Raw genomic sequence first — 21807 nt, 5'->3', positions numbered from 1 at the left:
GCCCGAAATGGTACGGGCTACAGCACGCCGTGCTCGCGGAGGGCGGCCCGTAGCCCGTCGGGTCGCTCGGCCGTGGGCAGCGGCTCGACCAGCGCGAACTCGCAGCCGATGTCGCGCGCTCCGCCGTCGGCGGCGGTGTGGTCGCCGACCATGAGAGTACTTTCGGCGGGGCTGCCGAGGCGTTCGACGAGGGTGCGGAACACGTCCGGATCGGGTTTGACGAGTCCGACCTCGTACGACAGCAGGAACTCGTCGATGTGGGCGTCCATGCCCCTGGCCGTGAACGCGGGCCGGATGTCGAACGCGATGTTGCTGAGCACCCCGACCTTGACGCCCGCGCCGGAGAGCTCCTTCAGCACGGCTGCGGTGTCCGGGTACGGGGTCCATTCGGCCGGGTCGATGAGCCTCCGGTACAGCGTTTCGGCCTGCGCGGTGCCGGGGACGCCGCTCTGCCTGAGGATCTCCAGGTAGGCCTTGTGGTGCAGCTCCGGATCCAGGTCGCGGCGCTCCCAGGCCTCGCGGTGTTCGTCGTCGAGGTCGACGGTGAGGGTCACGGGCGCGGTCATCCGGCGCAGCAGCTCCGCCTGCTCGTCGGCGTCGAGCGGCTTCCCGTCGTCGTCGACGAGGCCGGCGAACCACGACTGCCGGTGTTCCAGCCGGAACAACGTCCCCGAGAAGTCGAACATCACCGTCTGGATCGCCATGGGGAGGACACTACCGGTGCGGCGATACGGCAGTGGCCACCGCGGTGTCCCCGTGACCCCGGGGCTGTGATCCCAGGGATTCCCAGGGACAGTGGTCACCGGGCGAGCGGGTCACCGGGGCAGCAGCAGTGCCGTGGCGATCGCGGCGACGCCCTCGCCGCGTCCGGTGAGGCCGAGGCCGTCGGTGGTGGTGCCCGAGACACTGACCGGGCCACCCACGGCGTCGGAGAGCACCTGCTGCGCCTCGTCCCTGCGGATGCCGATTCGGGGGCGGTTGCCGATGACCTGCACGACGGCGTTACCGATGCCGAAACCGGCGGTCTCGACACGGCGGCGCACCTCGGCCAGCAGCTCCGGGCCGTGGGCGCCCGACCAGCGCGGGTCGCCGGTGCCGAACACGGCACCCAGGTCACCGAGCCCCGCGGCGGACAGCAGTGCGTCGCACAGTGCGTGGGAGGCGACGTCGCCGTCGGAATGACCCGCACAGCCGTCGTCGTCGGGCCAGAGCAGCCCGGCCATCCAACATGGCCTGCCGGTCTCGATCGGGTGGACGTCGACGCCTTGGCCGATGCGGGTCATGCGGTGTTCTCCGTGCTCAGCAGTGCTTCGATGACGGCGACGTCGAACGGCGTGCGGACGCACATGCCGTGCGGATCGCCGGGAACGGTGCGGGCGCGACCGTCGAGACGGGCGACGAGCTCCGCGGTTCCCGTGGGGGCTGCGGCGCCGGTGAGCAGCTCGGCGAGGACGTCGGCGCGGACGGCGACGGGCGCCTGCGCGTGCCGGAGCAGTGACCGGTCGCGAGTGCCCTGGACGATGCCTTCGGTGTCGACGACCTTGACCGTGTCCGCGACGGGCTCGACCGGAACCGCCGCGTCGACTCCGTCACGGACCGTGTCGACGGCAGCGGCGATCACCGATGCCGGGACGAACGCGCGGGTGGCGTCGTGAACAAGCACGACGTCGTCAGGGCCCGGCGCCGCGGCCGACAGGGCCGAGCGCAGCGTCGCGTCCCCGTGGTTCGCGTTCGCCGGGGCGATGTCGCCGGCCACCGGCTCGTCGGTGACGAGCACGACGCGGTCACCGTGGCAGGTCAGAGGGGGGTAAGCAGCACGATGCCGTGCCGGTCCCGCCACGACGATCCGGTCCACGCATCCGGAGTCGAGCAGGCCGTGCACGGCATGTGACAACAACGGTTCCCCGCGAACGGGAAGCAACACGCCGGAGCGCGCAGCATCCCCGTTCCCGAGTGGAACCAGCGCGATGACGTTCAGGGTGTTGTTACCTTGTGCGATCCCTGGAGCGACCTTGTGCAATCGCTGGAACTAGACGACTGCGGTTTCGAGAACCTCGTCGAGCAGCACCTCGGCCTTGCCTTCGTCGGTACCTTCGGCGAGCGCCAGCTCGCTCACGAGGATCTGCCGCGCCTTGGCCAGCATCCGCTTCTCACCGGCGGACAAGCCGCGGTCCTTCTCACGCCGCCAGAGGTCGCGCACCACTTCGGCCACCTTGTTCACATCGCCGGAGGCGAGTTTCTCCAGGTTGGCCTTGTACCGACGCGACCAGTTGGTCGGCTCGTCGGTGTGGGGAGCACGCAGCACGTCGAAAACGTGATTGAGGCCGTCTTCGCCCACGACGTCACGAACACCGACGATCTCGGCGTTGTCAGCGGGAACGCGAACGGTCAGATCACCCTGCGCGACCTTGAGGACGAGGTACTGCTTCTCCTCGCCCTTGATCACACGGGTCTCGATCGCTTCGATGAGTGCGGCACCGTGGTGCGGGTAGACGACGGTCTCTCCGACCTTAAAAACCATGTGTCCTCTGCCCCTTTCGCTGTATCCAGCTTAGCACGTCCGACGTGTGTCCAACCAGGCGGCTGCCTTCGTCCTCGCAGGTCAGTGGGCTAATCGGGCGGTCACCGGGGCTTGACAACGGCGGAATTCGCATACTCACGCAGGTGGGCGGGATCCGTTTCCCGCGGTTTTGAAATCCACTATGGACATTTTTGCCGTCCGTTTCCCGGCGAAGTGCCCGGTCACGGGTGTCGGCCCCTACACAGTGTCGTGCTCGCCACCAGGTGCTGTCCGCCCGCGGCGGCCGGGATAGTCTGCCTACCGGCCTCCTCTTCCGGGAGAGGACGGTGACGCGTTGCAGGCGCAAGGAAGGACTCGAGCAGTGAAACGTCGCATGATCGGTGCGGGCATCGCAGGTATCTCGCTCCTCGTCGCGGGATGCGGCGCAGGCCAGATCACGCAGACGGACACCCAGGTCGCGGGCGTCAACGGCGGTTCGTCCGAGGTGGGCGACATCGCGGTGCGCAACGCCGAGCTCGCCTTCCCCGCGAACGTCGAGCCCGCCGCGTATCTGGAGGGCTCGGACGCCGAGGTCGTCATGAGCGTCATCAACACCGGTCTGCAGGCCGACGAACTGCAGTCGGTGACCAGCGACGCCGCGGAGAACGTCGCGATCACCGGCGAGACGTCGGTGCCCGCCGACACCACCCTCGCCGTCGGCCCGGGCAAGCCCGACGCCTCGCAGCTCGACGGCCAGGTCACGCTCGAGGGGCTCAAGCGGGAGCTCCGGCCCGGCCAGGACGTCACGGCCACGCTGACCTTCCGGGACGCGGGCACCCTCGAGGTGAAGCTGCCCATGAAGGTTCCGGAGGAGCCGCGGCACGACGCGCCCGCCCACGACGAGGAGCGCGGCGGCGGAGGCCACTGAGCCACCGCACCTCCCGTCACGGCGCCGAACGCCCGTGACGCCGAGCGGCCTGCGCCGGACTGTCGGTGGCGGCCGATACCGTCCCCGGCGTGGCCAAGAAGACGTCGAGTACCTACCGCTGCGCCGAGTGCGGCTACGAGGTCGCCAAGTGGGTCGGCCGGTGCCCGGAATGCCAGGCGTGGGGGACGATCGAGGAGCGCGGTGACGCGCGTCCGCAGGTCGCGCGTGTGGCGGCGGGTGCACCCAGTGCTCCGGCGCGGCCGATCGCGCAGGTGGACGTCGAGTCGTCCCGGGCGACCCCGACCGGGGTGTCGGAGCTGGACCGGGTGCTGGGCGGCGGGTTCGTACCCGGCGTCGTGGTGTTGTTGGCGGGCGAGCCCGGGGTCGGCAAGTCGACGCTGCTGCTCGAGGTCGCCTACCGCTGGGCAGCGGAGAGCGGCTCTGCGGCGCTGTACGTCACGGGCGAGGAATCCGCCGGGCAGGTGCGGCTGCGTGCCGAGCGCACCGGCAACGTCGACGACGCCATGTTCCTCGCCGCGGAGAGCGACCTGTCCGCGTTGCTGGGGCATGTCGACGACGTCAAACCCGGACTGCTGATCGTCGACTCGGTCCAGACCATGTCGTCGCCACAGGTCGAGAGCTCACCCGGCGGGGTCACCCAGGTCCGCGCGGTCACGTCGGCGCTCGTCGCGCTGGCCAAGGAGCGAGGACTGCCCGTGGTGCTCGTCGGGCACGTCACCAAGGAGGGGTCGGTCGCGGGGCCGCGCGTGCTGGAGCATCTCGTCGACGCCGTCCTGCACTTCGAAGGTGATCGGCATTCGACGTTGCGCATGGTCCGCGGGGTGAAGAACCGGTTCGGCGCGGCCGACGAGATCGGGTGCTTCGAACTGCGCGACGACGGCATCGCGGGCGTTCCCGACCCGTCGGGGCTGTTCGTCAACCGGCACGCCGAAGCGGTGCCGGGGACCGCGGTGACCGTGACGGTGGAAGGCAAGCGTCCTCTACTGGCCGAGGTGCAGGCGCTCGTCGGCAAGTCCTATCTGAACCAGCCGCGGCGCGCGGTCAGCGGACTCGACTCCTCCCGCGTGAGCATGGTGCTGGCCGTGCTGGAGAAACGTGGTGGCGCGGCGCTCGGTGACAAGGACGTCTACGTGGCCACGGTCGGCGGGATGAAGGTGACCGAACCCGCCGTGGACCTCGCGGCTGCGCTCGCCGTGTCCTCGGCGTTCACCGACCAGGCGCTTTCGCCGAAGCTGGTCGCGATCGGGGAGGTCGGCCTTGCCGGTGAGGTGCGGCGTGTGACGGGCGTCGGCAGGCGGTTGACCGAAGCGGCGCGCATGGGGTTCACGCATGCCCTCGTGCCGCCGGACCCCGGTCCACTGCCCGAGGGCATCAAGGCCCTGGAGGTCGCCGACCTGGCCAGTGCCGTACACGCGGTCCAGTACGTCCCCGGCTGAGCGGCCGCCCGCGTCGGCGCGAGCGCAGGGCGCCGGCCGGGGCGTCCCCCGACGTACGCCCCGGCCGGCTACGCGGAAGGGACGGACGACGTCGGACGTGATGCTGCACCTTCTCCTGATTTGTGATCCAAATCACAAATCAGGAGAAGGTGTGGTTCGCAGTGGCGGTCGTCCTGACCGCGGTTCAGCGGGAGAGCAGCCTCGCGCAGCGGATGAGCCCGATGTGGGAGTACGCCTGCGGATGGTTGCCCAGCGAACGCTCGGCGACCGGGTCGTACTGCTCCGGGAGCAGTCCGGTCGGGCCCGCGGCGTCGACGAGCTGGTCGAACAGCTCCTCGGCCTCGGTGCGCCTCCCGGTGAGCAGGTACGCCTCGATGAGCCACGCGGCGCACAGGTGGAAGCCGCCTTCGCCGCCGGGCAGGCCGTCGTCGCGGTGGTAGCGGTACACGGTCGCACCGCTTCGCAGCTCGGCCTCGATCGCGGTGACCGTCTGCTGGAACCGCTCGTCCTGCGGGTCGAGCAGGCCTGCGAGGCCGACGAACAGTGACGCCGCGTCGAGGTCGGTGCCGTCGTAGGCAGTGGTGTAGGCCTTGACCTCGGAGTTCCAGCCGTTCTCGAGCACGTCGGCGGCGATCTCGTCGCGCAGGTCCGGCCAGCCGGCCGGGATCTCGCGGCCGTACACCTCGCCGAGGCGGATGGCCAGGTTGAGCGTCTGCCAGCACATCACGCGGGAGTACACGCGGTGCCGCGGCACGTGCCGTTCCTCCCAGATGCCGTGGTCGGGCTCGTCCCACCGGCGGCTGACGGCCTCGGCCATCGCCCGCACCATCTGCCAGTCCTCGTCCCGCAGGTCACCGCGTGCCTCGGCGAGCGTCATGACGAGTTCGACGACGGGGCCGAAGACGTCGAGCTGCACCTGGTGGTTGGCGAGGTTGCCGACCCGCACCGGCCGTGAGCCCTTGTAGCCGGGCAGCGAGTCGATCACGGCCTCCGCGCCGAGCTGTGTGCCGGCGAGTGTGTACAGCGGGTGCAGCCGTTCCGGCCCCGCGAGTGTCGACAGGACGCCGTGCAGCCAGCCGAGGAACGCTTCGGCCTCGTGGAGCGTGCCGAGCGTGACCAGTTCGCGCATGGTCATGGCGCCGTCGCGGATCCAGCAGTAGCGGTAGTCCCAGTTGCGGACACCGCCGATCTCCTCGGGAAGCGACGTCGTGGCCGCGGCCATCACGCCGCCGGTGTCGGCGTGGATCAGCCCGCGCAGGGTCAGCGCCGACCGGGCGACCAGTTCGGACTCCACGCTGGGCAGCTTCAGCGTGCCCGCCCAGGAGCTCCAGTACTGGCCCGCCTCGGCGCGGCGTTCGATCTCGGGGAGTTCGTGGGGTCCGAGATCGGTGGTGCCGCAGCGCAGTTCCAGCACGATGGGTGCGCCGGGTTGCGGCTGCACGAGTGCCGTCGCCGTGTCGTGCAGGCCGTCGCTGCTGATCTCCCATCGGACTCCCGGTGAGCGCAGCACGAACGCCTCGGAGGTGCCGAGTACCTGCAGCCCCTCCTCGTGGGCCACCAGCCGCACGGGCACGCCGCCGAACTCCGGCCGCGGCGCGAAGGTGATCTCCGCAGTGGCCTCACCGGAGATCACCCGCACGATGTCGGTGCGGTGCGCGGGTGATTCGGGCTCCATGTAGTCCGTGACCAGCAGCCTCGACCAGCGTGTCTCGACGGTCATCGTGCCGGGCAGGTAGCGCTGGCCGAGCGGAAGACCGTTGCGGTGCGGGGCGATCGTGAAGTGGCCCGCGCCCTCGCCGCCGAGCAGCTCGGCGAACACGGCCGCCGAGTCGGGGCCGGGGTGGGCGAGCCAGGTCAGTTTCGCGTCCGGCGTCAGCAGCGCCACCGAACGTGCCGAGGCCAGCATCGACAGTCGTTCGATCGGGGCGGCCTGCTCGCCGTAGAGCCAGTTGCGGCGTTCTTCGAGCAGGAACGCCAGGATTGTGGCGACCTGTTCGGTGTCGCCGACCCGGTGGTGCGCGAGCGTGTCGCCGGCCCCGACCTTGATGCCCAGGTCCGGGCCGGTGAGCTGTTCGAACGCCTTCTCGTCGGTGACGTCGTCGCCGATGAACAGCGCTGCGGTGGCTCCCACCTGGTGGCGCAGCGTGCCGAGGGCACTGCCCTTGTTCGTCTGCACGACCGACAGCTCCACGACCTCTTTGCCGTCGGTCACCGACACGCCGTCCCACGTGCAGGGTCCGTTGTGGACGGCGTCGACGATGTGGGCGGCGTCCGGTCGTGATGCGCGGCGGACGTGCACGGCGACACCCGCGGGCTTGACCTCCAGCTCGGCTCCCGCTGCGCCGTCGACGATGCGCGTGAGCTCGGCCTCGATGCTGTCGCGCAGCGCGCGGGACGCGTCGTCGAGGTCGTGCACGAAGCCGACGTCGAACTCCGAGCCGTGGCTGCCGACCAGGTGCACCTCGGCGGGCAGGCGCGACAGCGTGGCGAGGTCGCGCAGGGCACGGCCGGAGATCACGGCGGTCGTGGTCTCGTGCAGGGCGGCCAGCGACCGGAGCGCCCCGACCGATTCGGCCAGCGGGCGGGCCTCGTCGGGCTTCTCGGTGATGGGCGCCAGTGTGCCGTCGTAGTCGCAAGCGACCAGCAGGCGCGGCGTCCTGGCGATCTGCATGATCGCGCGCCGCAGCTCAGCGGGCAATGCCTCGGCGGTCAACACTCCTCCTTGAAAGATGTGCAGAGTGGCTTGCGTGGCGGGGCGGGTGGCGAATGCCGGTTCACCTCGTCGGCGCCGTCCCCGCCTGCGGGAACCGCCCCGCCTGCGGGCGAGTGCACGCCTGCGAACCTGCAGCGGCGCAAGCGGACAGCCCCACGTCAAGTGACCTCGTCACTTCTACACCCACCCTCGCGAGGGGAGTGCTCAGGTCGTCGGCCCGGCCCCGAGGGCTTCGAGGAACGAACGCGCCCACCTGTCGACGTCGTGCGTCAGTACTTGACGACGCAAGGCGCGCATTCGTCGGCGACCTTCCGCGGGGTCGAGCTTAATAGCCTGTTCGAGGGCGTTCTTCACCCCGTCCAGGTCGTGCGGGTTGACCAGGAAAGCGCTGCTCAGCTCGGCTGCCGCGCCTGCGAACTCGGACAACAGCAGCGCTCCGCCGAGGTCGTGGCGGGCCGCGACGTACTCCTTGCAGACGAGGTTCATGCCGTCGCGCAGCGGCGTCACGACCATGACGTCGGCCGCCAGGAACAGTGCGGCGAGTTCGCTGCGGTCGATGGACTGGTGCAGATAGTGCAGCACCGTGTGACCGACCCGGCCGAACTCGCCGTTGATGCGGCCGACGATCTGCTCGATGTCGACGCGCATCTGCTGGTAGTGCTCGACGCGTTCCCGGCTGGGCGTCGCCAGCTGGATGAACGTCACGTCGTCGGGCTCGACGCGGCCCTCCTGCATCAGCTCGTGGAACGCCTGCAGCCGCAGGTCGATGCCCTTGGTGTAGTCGAGCCGGTCGATGCCGAGCAGGATCTTCTTCGGACCGCCCAGTTCTTCCCGCACCTGCGCGGCGCGGTCGACGACGGACCTGGTGCGCGACAGCTTGTCGAGGCCGGCGGCGTCGATCGAGATGGGGAACGCGCCGACCCGCACGGTGCGGTCGTCGACCTGCACCATGCCGGGTCGCGAGCGCACGCCCACCGAGCCGCGGCTCGGTTCGAGGCCGATGAGCTGGCGCGCCAGCCACAGGAAGTTCTGTGCGCCGCCTGGCCGGTGGAAGCCGACGAGGTCGGCGCCGATCAGTCCGCGCACGATCTCCGCCCGCCACGGCAGCTGCATGAACAGTTCCACCGGCGGGAACGGGATGTGCAGGAAGAAGCCGATGCGCAGGTCCGGCCGTAGTTCGCGCAGCATCGTGGGGACGAGCTGCAGCTGGTAGTCCTGGATCCACACCGTGGAGCCGTCTCCGGCCACCGACGCGGCGGCCTCCGCGAACCGCTGGTTGACGCGCACATAGGCGTCCCACCAACTTCGGTCGAAGATCGGCCGGGCGACGACGTCGTGGTACAGCGGCCACAGCGTGGCGTTGGAGAAGCCCTCGTAGTAGTCGCGGACCTCGGCGGAGCTCAGCCGGACGGGGTGCAGCACGAGGCCGTCGTCGCTGAACTCGTCGACCTCCACGTCGGGCACGCCCGGCCAGCCGACCCACGCGCCGTTGCGGGCACGGAGGAACGGTTCCAGCGCGGACACGAGCCCGCCGGGGCTCTGTGTCCAGCGCTGGTTCCCGTCCTCGGTGCGTTCGAGGTCGACCGGCAGCCGGTTGGCGACGACCACGAACTCGGCCCCTGCGTGCCCCCGTCCCTGCACCTGCTCCGGGCCGGTGGCGGGCTCGGAGCCGTTCGGCGGCACCGTGTTCGCGTGCGCCGTGTTCGGGTGCGCTGCGTTGGAGGGCACCGCATTCGATGACACCGCGTTCGGTGACACTGCGTTCGAGGGCGTGACGTTCGATGGCACTGCTTCGGGCTTCTCCTGCGCGGGGGCCATGGGTTGAACAGTAGCGCGCTGGGGCTATTCGGGGTTTCCTCCTGGATCGAGGGGTCCGGCCATGCGTGGCCCTGCGAGCTTGCGTTCCAGTCTGCCGAGTCCGGTTCGGACGGGCTGGGCGAGGAACTCGCCGAACACCACGCCCGAGGCGAGAGCGATACCCGTCGCTACCGCACCCATCAGCGGCGTCATGTTACCGAAATCGGCCAATTCGGACAGTCCGCGGTAGGTCGCGAAGCCCGGCAGCAGTGGGGTGATGCCGGACACGGCCACGACCAGCGGTGTCACCTTCAGCCTGCGCGCCATGACGCCGCCGCCGAGGCCGACGAGCGTGGCCGCCACCGCCGACGCGACGATCGGACCCGCCTCCAGCACCATCAGCGTGCCGTAGGCGCACGCGCCCACTGCGCCCGCGCAGGCGGCGACCAGTAGCGGGCGCAGGCTCGAGTACGACGCGAGCGCGAAGCACGCCGCCGCCCCCGTGCCGGCGAGGATCACGATCGGCAGGTTCAGCACCTGCAGCGACGGCACGGACGGCACCGGGGTGCTCGCGGCGCCGAAGTACTCGGCGAATTGCATGCCGCCCGCCACGCCGGCGATCAGTCCCGCCGACATCAGGGCGACCTCGAGACTTCGACCCGCCGCGGTGACGTAATAGCCGGTGATGGCGTCCTGCACCGCCGAGACGGTCGACAGTCCGGACAGCAGCACCGTCAGGGCCGCAGCCACGACCAATGTCGGTCGCTCCAGTGGCAGCAGTCCCAGGTTGACCACGCCGATCGCCGCCGCCGACGCCAGCACCCCGCCGGTCATCTGCTGGAAGAAGAACGGCATGGAGACGCGGTTCAGCACGCGGCCGATCCGGTCGGTCACCGCACTGATCACGAACGCGACCAACGCGGTCCAGATGTCACCGCCGAGCAGCAGGCCGATGAAACCGGCCATGCCGCCCCACGCCAGCGTCGACACCCACCGCGGGTACGGGTGGCCCGCGCCGGTGACGCGGTGCAGCTCGGCGTAGGCCTCCTCGGCGCTGAGCTTGTTGCGGAGCAGCCTCTGCACGAGGCGTTCGGTGTCGGACAACCGCGTGTAGTCGAGGCTGCGGGACCGGACCACCCGCAGCGCGGTCACCGGGGACAGCTCGCTGCCCCGGTGGCACGACACGGTGATCGACGTGAAGATCACCTCGACCTCGCAGTGGGGCAGGCCGAGTGCGCGGGTGAGCGCGAGGATCGTCGCCGTGACGTCGGACGCGCCCGCTCCGCTGGCCATCTGGACCTCGCCGATGCGCACGACGAGATCGAGCACCATGTGCACGGTCGGTTCGTCGGGCAGCTGGGGGCCGATGGCCGCGTCCGGTTCGACCGCGGGGTGTTCGCCGGTGGGGGCTTCGAGGATCTGCCAGGCGCGCTGCCGGAGATTGCGGCCGCGATGCTGGCGAGTTCCACGGTTGCTGTCGCCTTCGTGCTTGCGATCCTCGGCCGGCGCCTCGAGGATCTGCCACGCGTGCCGGCGATGTCCCGCCGTTCTCGCGCGCGGCTTAAGTTTCATACGGCCCCACCTCCCTAGCTGCTCATCTGTTCCCCCGTGGCATCGGCCGCCGGGCCCGCGCCGTTGCACCCCGGATCATGTGTCCTGTACCACGTTTCGGCGCGACCCGTTGCGCCGAGTCCAATTTACTCACTTGCGGGCGTTTTCGCAGGTAGGAGTGTGTGTTCGAGGTGTGTTGGGCCGCTGTGTGTTGCGGGTTCAGGGAGGTTCGCCCGCGCCGGGACCGCGGTCCTATACTGGACGCGTGCTCGCCGCGAGGTGAGCCGTGCCGGCATAGCTCAGTTGGTAGAGCAGCTGTCTTGTAAACAGCAGGTCGCGGGTTCGAATCCTGTTGCCGGCTCAGTGTGATCTCGCAGGACCTGATCGCTCAGGACGTGATTTCTCAGAGATGCCGGCCGAGCCCGAATCCACGTTCGTGGGTTCGGGCTCGGTGCTTTCCCTGCCCCGGAACCGGTTCGACGAGGTCGTCCTCGTGCAACGCCGGAACTTCACAACGCCGGAACTTCACAGCCCCGGATTCTCAGCCCCGGATTCTCAGCCCTGGATTCTCACCGCGGCGGAGGTTCACAGTGCGGGAGTTTCACAGCCGGAGGTTCATGCCTCGTGGTGCGACCCATCCGCAGTCCCGGAGGGGAGTGCAGCGGAGCGGGACGGCCGCCGAGTGGGACGACACGGGTTCCGGCGGGTGCGCACGCTCGTCCGCACCCGCCTTCACCGGTCGGCAGGTGTGGTGAGCGGCAGCCGTGCCGCGGTGACGAGGTCGTCGTCGCCGGCGGCGCGCTCGTAGATCGCCTGGGCGTCACGTCCGTCGAACTCGACGGTGGCGATGGCGTTGGGCAGGTGCGGGCCCCACACCCGTTGCCACTCGACGTCGCTGGGTGCGACGCCTGCGCGGCGCGCCCACCGGCGCATCACGGCCGCCAGCGGGCGCCACCATGCGATCCGGAATCCCCACGCGATGTAGGCGGGCGCCTCGTTGTGCACCGGTGAGCAGGTCAGCTGATGCACCCGCGGCCGCAGCGGTTCGCCGAACGTGGCCTCGGCGGCGTAGTGGTGGTGGACGTCGCCGGAGAGCACGGTGACCGAGGCGGGTGCGTTGTCCCGGCTCGCCACCCGGCGGATGAGGCGGGCGAGCCGGTCGAACGATTTCCGGAACGCCGCCCAGTGCTCCATGTCGAGGGCCTGGCGGAGCGTCTCCGCCCACCGGCCGCGCAGCCCCGGCTTCTCACAGGCGCGCTCGTTGATCGACTCCCCGTCGGAGATCGAGTGCGGCAGCAGCCACGGCAGCGACGACCCGAGCAGCAGATGGTCGATCTCGCCCTCGGCGTTCGCCTCGATCCACGAGAACTCGTCGTCATCGACCATCGACCGGCCACCCGGTTCCAGCATTCGCCCGGCCCTGGTGTCGATCATCAGCAGCCTGACCGGCCCGAAGTCGCGCCGGTAGGACCAACGGACGCTGGTGCTGTCGGCGTCGGCGCGCCGGGCGAACTCGCGCAACAGCGGTGCGGCGTCGCCGTCGTGCTCGGTGACCGCCTTGAAGATCTCGTCGTCGGCGAGCTCGTCCGGCCCGAGATTGCCCAGGTGCTGATACACCCAGTACGACACCAGCGCGTCGCGGATCCGCTCCGGCCACCACGGCTCCGCCGCCATCTGCTCGCGCCACGCTCGCGACGTGTTCCAGTCGTCGCGCACGTCGTGGTCGTCGAAGATCATCGATGTCGGCACCGTCGACAGCAGCCACCGCAGCAGCGGTTCGGTCCAGCTCTCGTAGTAGAGGTGGGCGTACTCGTCGAAATCGGTCACCTCGACGCCGGGCGGCGTGCGCAGGTCTCTGCGGCGCGCCAGCCACTCCTTCGTCTCCGCGGTCGGTTCGTCCGCGTAAACCTGGTCACCGAGGAGCAGCAGCGCCTGGGGCCACTCGGACTCAGCCAGCCGCGTCATCCTGCCCGCGTAGGCGACGAGCGCGTCGGAACCGATGCCCCGTTCGTGCCCCGGCCTGCGGCACGAACCGAACACGAGCCGGAAGGTGCCGCCACCGAGCGTGCGGATCCTGCTGGCGGGCAGGGCCGACCCGGGATCGGGCCAGCGGAGCTCGCCGTCGAGACGAACCTCGTACGGCGTGCTCGTGCCCGGCTGCAGGCCGCGGACGACCACCAGGGCGTAGTGGTGGCCGTACACCTCGAAGGTGCGGGCCGTGTTGCCGAGCACGTCGACCGTGCAGGGCGAGTCGGTTTCGACCCACACCGTCGCCGTCGTCTCGCCCACGTGCCGCAGCAGCGGGCCGAGCAGGAGTTGCGCTGTCACGCCTGCCTTCTTCACGAGATCGGGGTAACGGGTTCGAGACCGGGGATCTCGCCGTTCCGGAAGGCGTCGACGAACAGCTCCCTGTCCTGCCGCGTCTGCCGCGCGTAGTTCGCGCCGAACGCCACCATGTCGCGAACGAAACCGTCCTCGTCCGAGCCGACGGCCGACAGGATCGCCTCCTCGCTCTGGAAGGGCACCAGCGACTGCTCGGAGTCGGCGTCGGAGACGCAGTGCATCCCTGCGGTCGCCTGCCCGAGATAGTCGATCACCGGCTGCATCTCCTTCGGCTCGGTGAGGTCGGACCAGTCGAGATCCTGGACGTACGGCGAGAGCTCCGAGACGACGTAGCCCTCGCCGCCGAGTTCGGTGTGGCCGAGCCACGGGTCGGCGTGGGCCTGCAGCGCCCGTTGCGACACGGCCGTGCGGTGCCCGTGGTGGACGAAATAGCTCCGGATGGCTTCGTCGTCGACGACCCGGCTGGGCGCAGCCACGTTGCCCTGCTTCATCGACAGGATCACGTCGTTCTCCAGCGCCTCGGTGCGGCCCTCCACCAGGACGTTGTAGGCGGGCAGCCCGGCGGACCCGATTCCGAAGCCCTTGCGGCCGACGATGTCCTTGACGTCGTAGGTGAGGCTCTCGAAGCGCTTGGTCTCCGGGATCGTCTCCAGGTAGCGGCGGTAGGCCTGCTGCACCAGCGCGTACTCCTCGTCGCCGAGCCGCCGCACCCCTCGGCCGGGCCGGAACCGGCGTTCGTGCTCCTCGACGACGGTGGCCTCCTCCAGCAGGCCGATCCGGGTCTTCAGCTTCGCGTCGAGCAGCACGTCGTGGACGGTGCCCTCGGTGTTGCTCAGGTGGAGCTTGAACTCCTCCTCGTCACGCATGCCGTCGGCGAAGGCGCGCACCATGCGGATGTAGGAGCGCACGAAGGTGGCCATCAGCGTGTCGATGTCGGCGTCGGAGATCGCCTTGCGCCGCGCCAACAGCGCCACCGATGCGCAGAAGCGTTTGATGTCCCAGGTGAACGAACCCAGGTAGGCCTCGTCGAAGTCGTTGACGTCGAAGACGAGCTGTCCCGCGGAGTCCATGTAGGTGCCGAAGTTCTCGGCGTGCAGGTCCGCCTGGATCCAGATGCGGCCGGTGCGGGCGTCGGCCCACGGGTCGTCGGCTCCGGCCATGTCGTTGTAGAACAGGCAGGCCGCCCCGCGGTAGAACGCGAACGGGTTGTCGGCCATCTTGCGGAACTTCTTGCGGAACGCGTCGGGATCCGCCTTGATCATGTCTCCGAAGGCGTCGACGAACACGTCGATGATCTCGGCCTTCCGGTCCTGTTCGCCGAGTCGGCTCATGCCGTCGTGCATGCCCACTCCTCCTCCACCGTCGCCGCTGTTCGTAGCGGAGTGTGCAGCTGCGCCGGCCACGTTCGAAACACCCGTGGCCGCCGTGGCCGATCCTGTCAGAGTCGCGCGCCGCGCGCCCCGCCTGTGGGCCGGGCCGAGTGTCTCACCTGCGGCCCGAGGTTCGGCCCGGCCGTGGGCCTCGCCGGACGTCCGGGGTTCGCGATCCGGGGTGCGGCGGGCCCGCGCCGTCGCCGAACCGCTCCCGCGCCGACCGCACCGAGCGCGCGACCGCGGCCGGATCGTCGCCGAGCCCGATCAGCAGGTTCGTCGCGTGCGGGGCGAGGACCGTGGTGACGCCGCCGCCTTCCGTTCCGAAGTAGCCCGACATCTCCAGCAGTACGAAACCGTGGATCATGCTCCAGAACTGGGCAGCGATCGCGACGGGGTCGTCGCCGTCGATACGCCCGGTGTCGAGTGCGCGCTGCACGGCTTCGCGGAGCTCGTCGAACGTCGCCGAGGCCTCCGGGATTCCGCCGGGCGACCCCTCCTCGGTCAGATCGTGCGGCGGCGCGATGCTGCTGCCCGGTGCGGTCACCCCGAACATCAGGCGGTACCGCTGTGGGCTGGCGGAGGCGAAGTCGCGGTAGGCCAGGCCGAGGGTGAGCAGGTCGGCGACCGCGTCGTCGGTGTGCTCGACCGCGGCGAGGGCCTGCCCGAACCGTACGAACGCCTGTCGTAGCAGTGCCTCGTACAGCCCTGCCATTCCGCCGAAGTGGGTGTAGACGGTCATCGTCGATGCGCCGATCTCGGCGGCGAGTTTGCGTGCGTTCAGCGATTCCGGCCCCTCCGATTCGAGTAACCGGAGTCCGGCCTCGACGAGGCGGTCCTTCGTGCTCATGGTGGCCAACCATGCCGTAACTATGTTATGGATAGCAACATAACAATGTTTTTCCCGTTTCGGCGACAGGCCGGAACGCCATCCCGAGCGGCCGAGGAGGCCAGCGATGCAGACACACGGGACACACGCCGTCGTCATGGGCGCAGGAATGGGCGGACTGCTCGCCGCCCGCGTACTGGCCCGGCACTACGAGTCCGTGACGGTGCTCGACCGCGACACGCTCCCCGACGCCGCGCGCCCCCGGCGCGGAGTCCCGCAGGGCCCGCACGGGCACACGCTGTTGCCGCGGGGCGGCGCTCTCCTCGACGCGTTCTTCCCCGGACTGCTCGCCGACCTCGAAGGCCGCGGCGTGCCGGTGATCCGCGACGACGCCGACGAGATCCACTTCGAACCGCTGGGACACCACCTCGTGGGGACGGCTCCCGGGCCGGAAGCGGCGATCCACGTGCCCAGCCGTCCGATGCTGGAACAGCGGGTTCGAGAGCACCTGGCGGCGTTGCCCACCGTTCGGATCCTCGAACGGTGCACTGTGGACGGACTCGTGACCGGAAGCGGAGGCGTGGCCGGGGTACGCGCCACGGGGCCCGACGGGCCGTTCGAACTCGACGCCGACCTCGTCGTGGACGCGCTGGGCCGCGGATCCCGCACCCCGGTGTGGCTGACAGAACTCGGTTTCCCGCGCCCGGACGAGGACACCGTCAAGGTCAGGGGCGCCTACTCCAGCCTGCAGCTGCGCATCGAATCCGGGGCGCTGGCCGAGAAGATGGTGCTGATCAGCGCCACGGCCGATCGCCCGACCGGAGCCGCGATGTTCCGGCACGAGAACGAGATGTGGGACGTGTCGGTGTTCGGTGTCGGCGGCCATGCACCTCCGACGGCCACGGCAGGCATGGTCGACTTCGCGGCCGAGTTCGCCCCCGCGCACGTCGTCGACGCGCTGCGCTCCGCGGAACCGTTGACCGAACCGAACTCGCGCACCTTCCCGGCCAGCCGCTGGCGCCGCTACGACCGGATGCGCGCGTTCCCGGACGGGCTGCTCGTCCTCGGCGACGGTGTGTGCAGCCTCAACCCGACGTACGGACAGGGCATGACGGTCGCGGCCATGCAGGCCGAAGCGCTGGCGGCGACGTTGCGCCGCGGCGCGCACGACCTGCCTCGCCGGTACTTCCGCGCCGCCGCGAAACCGATCCGCGACACGTGGCACCTGGCAGCCGTGGCCGACCGGGCCATCCTCGGCGCCGCCACCGGACCCCTGCCGTGGCCGATCCGCGCGCTCGCGCCGTTCGGGGACACGTTCTTCGGCGCGGTCGCCGACGACCCCGTGCTGCTGGACCGATTCCTCCAGGTGTTCACCCTGTACGCACCGCCGACCCGGTTGCTGACTCCCGACGCCGGGCTGCGGGTCGCCCGCGCCGCGCTGCGTCGGCGCGGGCAGGCCGGCACGACCCCACCGGCGCCGACGGAGGCGAACCGGGCCGGCGCGACGTCCGGTTCGAGCGCGGCCCCCGCGGTGACCGAGCCGGGAGTGGGACCGCCGGCGTGAGGCCGTGGTCCTGTGATGGGCGGGCGCGGGACACGCGAGAGGGTGGCGGGATTCGGGGCGTGCCGGGGCGGGATGCGCCTACCCTGTCGCCGACAAGCGCCAGGAGCCGTGTCGCCCGAACTCGCTGTCTAGTGGGGTGCGATGCCGGTCTGGGCAGAATGCGGCGACTTCGACTCGGCGAGCCTCCGGACGGGGGTGGTGAACAGGAGCGCCAACCGCGCGATCTGGATGACGGTCAGTACGGCCGTGAACGCCACCGGAGATACGATGAGTGAGGCGATGTGAAGGGTTATCCACACGGCGTCTAACCCGACGAGAAGACGCCATGGGAGCCGACTCCTCCGCATCAGGAGTACCCCGATGAGAACGACCTCGGCAGTCAGGACGATCCAGGCGAGCGGTCTCGTCGATGCGAGAGGGTCAGTCATAGTCCATAGCAGCAGGCCAAGATTCACACCGAAGTGAATCAGTAGGACCGCGATCGCGGTGGATCGATTGTTGAAAGGCACGCAGCCACCCCCTACTCAGGGCTACAGCCTGGGGCGCAGAAAGCGCCCCAGGCTCGTAAGCACAGTTAGTTAAACATGCAATTTATGCGTGTCAAGGACGGATTCCCTTGGCGAATACTTCATTCTCCATCCAGGTGCGTATTTCGGCTCGTGACTTACCGTGCAAGTGGTCGAACGTTGTGACAGGCGGGGCTGCCTCTGACACCTCCGACATGCCTGCTTCGCCCTCGGATTCCGTTATAGAGAAGTTACTGGAACGCTGGTGGGGTATGTCCATCCTCATGGGCGGACCACCGCACGCCGGTGACCTGCCGTCGATTCGGACCTCTTTACCGTTACTGTCCACGATCGGCTGTCCATTGGAGTCCACGAGGCCCATCTGTGCGAGCTTGGGGTCGCAGTTCGACTCGTTGGATTGAACCACAGCAACCGGTTTCTCTGTGGCCCGCCCGTGATCTGCTGTGGCGGGCGTGGCGGCGATGAACCCTGAAATCCCTGCAAGGGATAATACGACGCCCGTGGTTGACCATAGCTTGGTATTCATGTGGCGAACGTCCTCTGCCGTAAAAAAGTTGACACGAATTTTTAGATTGTACAAATAGGTCTTTACGAGGGCCACCAGTGCCTTCCGGACCACATGTCTCCGCCGAACCACTGCCCTCCATTTTTATGGAACGACCATGTTCGATTCGTGTAGTGACCCTTGCCGCAGGGTGGACTTCGGAAATCCCAATATACCGCGTAACTGTGGGTGCTGACCGGATTTCTCATCGGTGAGCCACTTGCACACCAGTAGAGGGTCTGGTCTGCGCGAAAACGGTGGACGTTCCATTGAGTCTGCAAGTAGCCTGGCGTCGCGTTCAGTGCGTCGTCGCACGCGTAATCACCGATAGGAGTGCTCAGCATCGAGTAAAGTGCGGCGATTGACTTTGTTCCGCCTTGTTTGGACCCGTCGTAAGTTTCTGACTGGGCCCAAGTGCACAAGTCATTTGACCAGTAGGTGTATCCGCTGCGCGACACTACGTGAGCCCAAGCGGTATAAGAATTGGCAAATAAGAATACTATCACAATCGCCGGCGCAAGTGCTGCCATCAGAGGCCTTAGTCGCGGCCTATTATCACTCAATTGGAACCCCAGGTTTGTAGCGAATCAATAATATTGGTGAGCTATTTCCCCACGACCTTGTAGGTTACTCGGGTTTCCTTCTGATGTATCGCTGCTGGCGTAAATGATTATATGTCGACGTTGTCTTTTTATGTTTTCGAGATAAACACGTTCTGTTTGTATTCCTTGTGGTGCGATGAGCTTTTTTGGGTAGATGGGCTCGTGTTTTCGGAAGGAGCTTTACGCTGGGCGGGGTCAAAGTGGCTGCCCCTGTCAAGTTGTTCACCCGATCGGGTCAATTGGGTTGAGTGAGGAGCCCGCTCCCCGGGTGCGGCAATCGCCGCTGCGAGTACCTAGCACGCGCGAGAACGCAGTTGCGTGTCGGTGCGGTCGGGCGAAGGGTGAGTGCAGGACACGCGCAAGGATGCAGTCGCGAGTCAGCGTGGCGTTGGAGGTCGTGGTCCGGCGACGGGCGGGCGCGGGACACGCGAGAGGGTGGCGGGATTCGGGACGTGCCGGGGCGGGATGCGCCTACCCTGTCGCCATGCTGGATCTGTTGCTGCGCGACGTGCGCGCCCTCACGCTGAACCCCGCCCACCCGCGCGCTCACACCATCGGGGTGCTGGGCGGCCGCATCATCGGGGTGGACGACGAGGTCGCGGAGCTGCCGGCCCGCCACGTCGTCGACGGCGACGGCGCGATCGTCACCCCGGGCTTCTCCGACGCCCACAACCACATGGTCTGGTACGGCCTCTCGCTCGCGGAGACCGACCTGTCCACGGTGACGACGCCGGAGCAGCTCTACGACGTCGTCGCGGCGGAGGCGGCCAAGCTCCCCGCCGACGGCTGGGTCATCGGCTCGGGATACGACGACTTCGCACTGGGCGGTCATCCGGACCGCGCGGCGCTCGACCGTGCGGGCGGCGGCAGGCCGGTGTGGCTCAAGCACCGTTCGGCCCACATGGCGACGGTGAGCACGAGGATCCTGGAGCTCACCGGAGTGCTGGACGGTTCGGCCGTCGTCCCCGCGGGCGGCGCCGTCGAACGGGGCGCCGACGGGGAGCCCACCGGGTTGCTCGCGGAACAGGCCCAGCAGCTGGTCGACCGGCTGGTGAAGCCGTACCCGGTCGGCGACCTGGCCGACGCGATCACGCGGGCCTCCGCCGTGTACGCGGCCGAGGGACTCACGCACGTCACCGAGGCGGGTATCGGCGGCGGCTGGATCGGGCACAGCCCCGCCGAGGCGGCCGCCTATCAGATCGCGCGTGCCCGCGGGGACCTCAACCAGCGCGTCGAGCTGATGCCCGCGCGCGAGGTGCTGCACGAGGTCGACGAGGCTTACGGCCTCGACCTGGGCCTGCGCACCGGATTCGGCGACGAGTTCCTCCGCATCGGCCCCATGAAGATCTTCACCGACGGCGCACTGTCGAGCCGGACCGCCGCCGTCACGGCGCCGTTCTGCGGGCACGGCGGCGCCGACGACCACGGCTTGCTGGGTGACGACCCCGACGTGCTCCGCAAGGCGATCCTCGCCGCGCACCACGGCGGCTGGCGGGTCGCCGCTCACGCGATCGGCGACCGCGCCATCGACCTCACCCTCGACATCTTCGAGCAGGCACAGCGGGAACTGCCACGTCCCGGAGTGCGGCACCGGATCGAGCACGCCGCCATGACGCGACCGGAGCACCTCGCGCGGATGGCGGCGCTCGACGTCGTCCCGGTGCCGCAGGCCCGGTTCCTCTACGAGATCGGCGACACGATCGCCGACGCCGTCGGCCAGGAGCGCATGCCGTGGGTGTACCGCAGCAGGTCCTTCGTGGACGCGGGGCTCCCGGTCGTCGGCAGCTCCGACCGGCCGTGCGTGTCGGCGGGGGCGCCGCTGCTGGGCATGCAGTCGCTCGTCGAGCGCAAGACGAAGAGCGGCGCCGTCGCCTCGCCCGACGAATGCGTCGACGCCGAGCAGGCGCTGCGGGCGTTCACCACCGGTGCCGCTTACGCAGCGGGGCAGGAGAACGTGCGCGGGCACATCGAGCGGGGGACGTATGCCGACCTCGTGCTGCTCGACGACGACCCCACGGCCGTGCCGGACTCGAAGATCGGGGAGATCGGCGTGCAGGCCACCCTCGTCGCCGGCAGGGCCGTGCACGGGGCGGACCGCTTCTCGTTCCCCGAGTGAACCGTCGCCAAACCCGCCCGACCACGGAGTGAGACGAAGCCGACACGGTACGTGGGTACCGCCTGCCGCGCCGGGCGCGTGGTGCGAGCCTGGCGCTTGCGAGAGTGAACGTGGGAGGTGCACGCGATGAGGGATACCGTGCGGGAACTGCTCGACGCGGTGGACGGGGACTCGGCCGCGATCGAACGGGCCGCGACGATGCTGCTCGACTGTGTGGACGGCGGCGGCGTCATCCACACGGCGGGTGCGGGCCATTCGGTGGCGATGGTGTGCGAGACGTTCTACCGCGCCGGAGGGCTCGCCGCGGTGCGGCCGCTGTGGGACCCGGAGGTGGTGCCGCTCGGCGGGGCACTGCGCAGTACGGCCGCGGAACGCGAGATCGGCCGCGGCAGGGCGCTGATCAAGGAGGCACAGCCGACGCCGCCCGACGTGGTCGTCGTGTTCTCCACGAGCGGGCGGAACCCCTACCCGGTGGAGATCGCGCAGGAATCCGCGTCCCGCGAGGTGCCGGTGATCGCGGTCACGTCGATCGCCGCCTCGGCGGGGTCGACGGACCGGTCGGGGACGCGGGTCGCGGATCACGCGGATCTCGTGCTCGACACGGGTGTGCCCGCGGGTGACGCCGTGTACCCGGTGGATGCGCCGCGCACGTCGGCGGTGTCGACCGTTCTCGGCGCGTACACCTGGTCGGCCGTGCTGGCCGAGCTGCACCGGCAGGCGGAGCAGCGCGGCAGCGTCCTTCCACTGTGGACGAGTGCCAACGTCGCCGGTGGCGACGAGCGCAACGCGGAGCTGTTCGCCCGGTACTCGGAGCGTATTCCCGAGCTGACGGCCGACCTGGGCTGATCACGCCCGGGCAGGTCACGGCCGGCGCGGGGCTGACCACGGCGCGCGGGCGCCGGGCCGGTATCCGGCTCGGCGCCCGCCCGTGGTTCCCCGCGGCCACGGCCCGCCGAGGTTCGGGCG

At 69.3% G+C, this 21807-nt stretch carries 16 protein-coding genes and 1 tRNA gene; 6 read left to right on the top strand and 11 right to left on the bottom strand.

Annotation, left to right across the window (positions count from 1 at the left end; all coding sequences use genetic code 11):
* Nucleotides 1-17: 17 nt before the first annotated feature.
* From LY12_RS14360 to LY12_RS14345, 4 genes are all read right to left on the bottom strand, one after another.
* Nucleotides 18-704, bottom strand: a complete 687-nt coding sequence (locus LY12_RS14360; protein ID WP_253856842.1) for an HAD family hydrolase — start codon at nucleotides 702-704, stop codon at nucleotides 18-20.
* Nucleotides 705-815: 111 nt separating this feature from the next.
* Entirely contained in the window at nucleotides 816-1283 is a 468-nt protein-coding gene (gene ispF / locus LY12_RS14355; protein WP_253856839.1) for a 2-C-methyl-D-erythritol 2,4-cyclodiphosphate synthase, read from the bottom strand.
* Nucleotides 1280-1924: an IspD/TarI family cytidylyltransferase gene (locus LY12_RS14350; protein ID WP_308292119.1), complete on the bottom strand. Its 645-nt coding sequence runs from the start codon at nucleotides 1922-1924 to the stop codon at nucleotides 1280-1282. Before LY12_RS14350 ends, ispF begins: the two co-directional genes overlap by 4 nt.
* Nucleotides 1925-2029: 105 nt before the next feature.
* Nucleotides 2030-2521: a CarD family transcriptional regulator gene (locus LY12_RS14345; protein ID WP_030532268.1), complete on the bottom strand. Its 492-nt coding sequence runs from the start codon at nucleotides 2519-2521 to the stop codon at nucleotides 2030-2032.
* Nucleotides 2522-2882: 361 nt separating this feature from the next.
* Here LY12_RS14345 and LY12_RS14340 point away from each other — a divergent pair, with 361 nt between their 5' ends.
* Both LY12_RS14340 and radA read left to right on the top strand, forming a co-directional pair.
* Entirely contained in the window at nucleotides 2883-3428 is a 546-nt protein-coding gene (locus LY12_RS14340) for a copper chaperone PCu(A)C (RefSeq protein WP_253856837.1), read from the top strand.
* A gap of 89 nt (nucleotides 3429-3517) precedes the next feature.
* Nucleotides 3518-4885: a DNA repair protein RadA gene (gene radA / locus LY12_RS14335; protein ID WP_253856835.1), complete on the top strand. Its 1368-nt coding sequence runs from the start codon at nucleotides 3518-3520 to the stop codon at nucleotides 4883-4885.
* A 184-nt stretch (nucleotides 4886-5069) separates the two neighbouring features.
* On the opposite strand, the gene otsB is transcribed toward radA, so the two are convergent.
* From otsB to LY12_RS14320, 3 genes are all read right to left on the bottom strand, one after another.
* Nucleotides 5070-7598 (bottom strand): trehalose-phosphatase, encoded by a 2529-nt coding sequence (gene otsB, locus LY12_RS14330; protein WP_253856833.1) that lies wholly within the window; start codon nucleotides 7596-7598, stop codon nucleotides 5070-5072.
* Between the two features lie 204 nt (nucleotides 7599-7802).
* On the bottom strand, nucleotides 7803-9239 hold the full coding sequence (locus LY12_RS14325) for an alpha,alpha-trehalose-phosphate synthase (UDP-forming) (protein ID WP_253857401.1): 1437 nt from the start codon (nucleotides 9237-9239) through the stop codon (nucleotides 7803-7805).
* Between the two features lie 201 nt (nucleotides 9240-9440).
* Nucleotides 9441-10967, bottom strand: a complete 1527-nt coding sequence (locus LY12_RS14320; RefSeq protein ID WP_253856830.1) for a threonine/serine exporter family protein — start codon at nucleotides 10965-10967, stop codon at nucleotides 9441-9443.
* Nucleotides 10968-11234: 267 nt separating this feature from the next.
* Here LY12_RS14320 and LY12_RS14315 point away from each other — a divergent pair.
* A tRNA-Thr gene (locus tag LY12_RS14315) sits at nucleotides 11235-11307 on the top strand.
* A 371-nt stretch (nucleotides 11308-11678) separates the two neighbouring features.
* Here the strand turns inward: LY12_RS14315 and LY12_RS14310 are convergent.
* The 3 genes from LY12_RS14310 to LY12_RS14300 form a co-directional block, all read right to left on the bottom strand.
* A complete protein-coding gene (locus LY12_RS14310; protein ID WP_253856828.1) occupies nucleotides 11679-13274 on the bottom strand; it encodes an alkaline phosphatase D family protein in 1596 nt (531 codons plus the stop codon).
* A gap of 11 nt (nucleotides 13275-13285) precedes the next feature.
* Complete coding sequence (locus LY12_RS14305) at nucleotides 13286-14632, bottom strand: DUF2252 domain-containing protein (RefSeq protein ID WP_253856826.1); 1347 nt, start codon at nucleotides 14630-14632, stop codon at nucleotides 13286-13288.
* A gap of 142 nt (nucleotides 14633-14774) precedes the next feature.
* Nucleotides 14775-15509: a TetR/AcrR family transcriptional regulator gene (locus tag LY12_RS14300; RefSeq protein ID WP_253856824.1), complete on the bottom strand. Its 735-nt coding sequence runs from the start codon at nucleotides 15507-15509 to the stop codon at nucleotides 14775-14777.
* Between the two features lie 106 nt (nucleotides 15510-15615).
* On the opposite strand from LY12_RS14300, the gene LY12_RS14295 reads away from it, so the two are divergent.
* Complete coding sequence (locus LY12_RS14295; protein ID WP_253856822.1) at nucleotides 15616-17052, top strand: FAD-dependent oxidoreductase; 1437 nt, start codon at nucleotides 15616-15618, stop codon at nucleotides 17050-17052.
* Between the two features lie 128 nt (nucleotides 17053-17180).
* Here the strand turns inward: LY12_RS14295 and LY12_RS25915 are convergent, their stop codons facing one another.
* Complete coding sequence (locus tag LY12_RS25915) at nucleotides 17181-17309, bottom strand: hypothetical protein (RefSeq protein ID WP_301302505.1); 129 nt, start codon at nucleotides 17307-17309, stop codon at nucleotides 17181-17183.
* Nucleotides 17310-19209: 1900 nt separating this feature from the next.
* On the opposite strand from LY12_RS25915, the gene LY12_RS14290 reads away from it, so the two are divergent.
* Together LY12_RS14290 and LY12_RS14285 are read left to right on the top strand one after the other, a co-directional pair.
* The gene (locus tag LY12_RS14290) at nucleotides 19210-20841 is read left to right on the top strand and encodes an amidohydrolase (RefSeq protein WP_253856820.1); all 1632 of its coding nucleotides are present in this window, start codon (nucleotides 19210-19212) and stop codon (nucleotides 20839-20841) included.
* A gap of 126 nt (nucleotides 20842-20967) precedes the next feature.
* The gene (locus LY12_RS14285; RefSeq protein WP_253856818.1) at nucleotides 20968-21687 is read left to right on the top strand and encodes an SIS domain-containing protein; all 720 of its coding nucleotides are present in this window, start codon (nucleotides 20968-20970) and stop codon (nucleotides 21685-21687) included.
* Nucleotides 21688-21807 lie beyond the last annotated feature (120 nt).

The sequence above is a fragment of the Prauserella alba genome (genome assembly GCF_024171735.1).
GTDB classification, from domain to species: Bacteria; Actinomycetota; Actinomycetes; order Mycobacteriales; family Pseudonocardiaceae; genus Prauserella; species Prauserella alba.
This window is presented reverse-complemented; position numbering and strand designations above follow the sequence as displayed.

Excerpts from the sequence above, each read along its gene's own strand:
- LY12_RS14360 (WP_253856842.1), bottom strand. The coding sequence starts at position 704 with ATGGCGATCCAGACGGTGATGTTCGACTTCTCGGGGACGTTGTTCCGG.
- ispF (WP_253856839.1), bottom strand. The coding sequence starts at position 1,283 with ATGACCCGCATCGGCCAAGGCGTCGACGTCCACCCGATCGAGACCGGC.
- LY12_RS14345 (WP_030532268.1), bottom strand. The coding sequence starts at position 2,521 with ATGGTTTTTAAGGTCGGAGAGACCGTCGTCTACCCGCACCACGGTGCC.
- LY12_RS14320 (WP_253856830.1), bottom strand. The coding sequence starts at position 10,967 with ATGAAACTTAAGCCGCGCGCGAGAACGGCGGGACATCGCCGGCACGCG.
- LY12_RS14305 (WP_253856826.1), bottom strand. The coding sequence starts at position 14,632 with ATGCACGACGGCATGAGCCGACTCGGCGAACAGGACCGGAAGGCCGAG.
- LY12_RS14300 (WP_253856824.1), bottom strand. The coding sequence starts at position 15,509 with ATGAGCACGAAGGACCGCCTCGTCGAGGCCGGACTCCGGTTACTCGAA.
- LY12_RS14295 (WP_253856822.1), top strand. The coding sequence starts at position 15,616 with ATGCAGACACACGGGACACACGCCGTCGTCATGGGCGCAGGAATGGGC.
- LY12_RS14290 (WP_253856820.1), top strand. The coding sequence starts at position 19,210 with ATGCTGGATCTGTTGCTGCGCGACGTGCGCGCCCTCACGCTGAACCCC.
- LY12_RS14285 (WP_253856818.1), top strand. The coding sequence starts at position 20,968 with ATGAGGGATACCGTGCGGGAACTGCTCGACGCGGTGGACGGGGACTCG.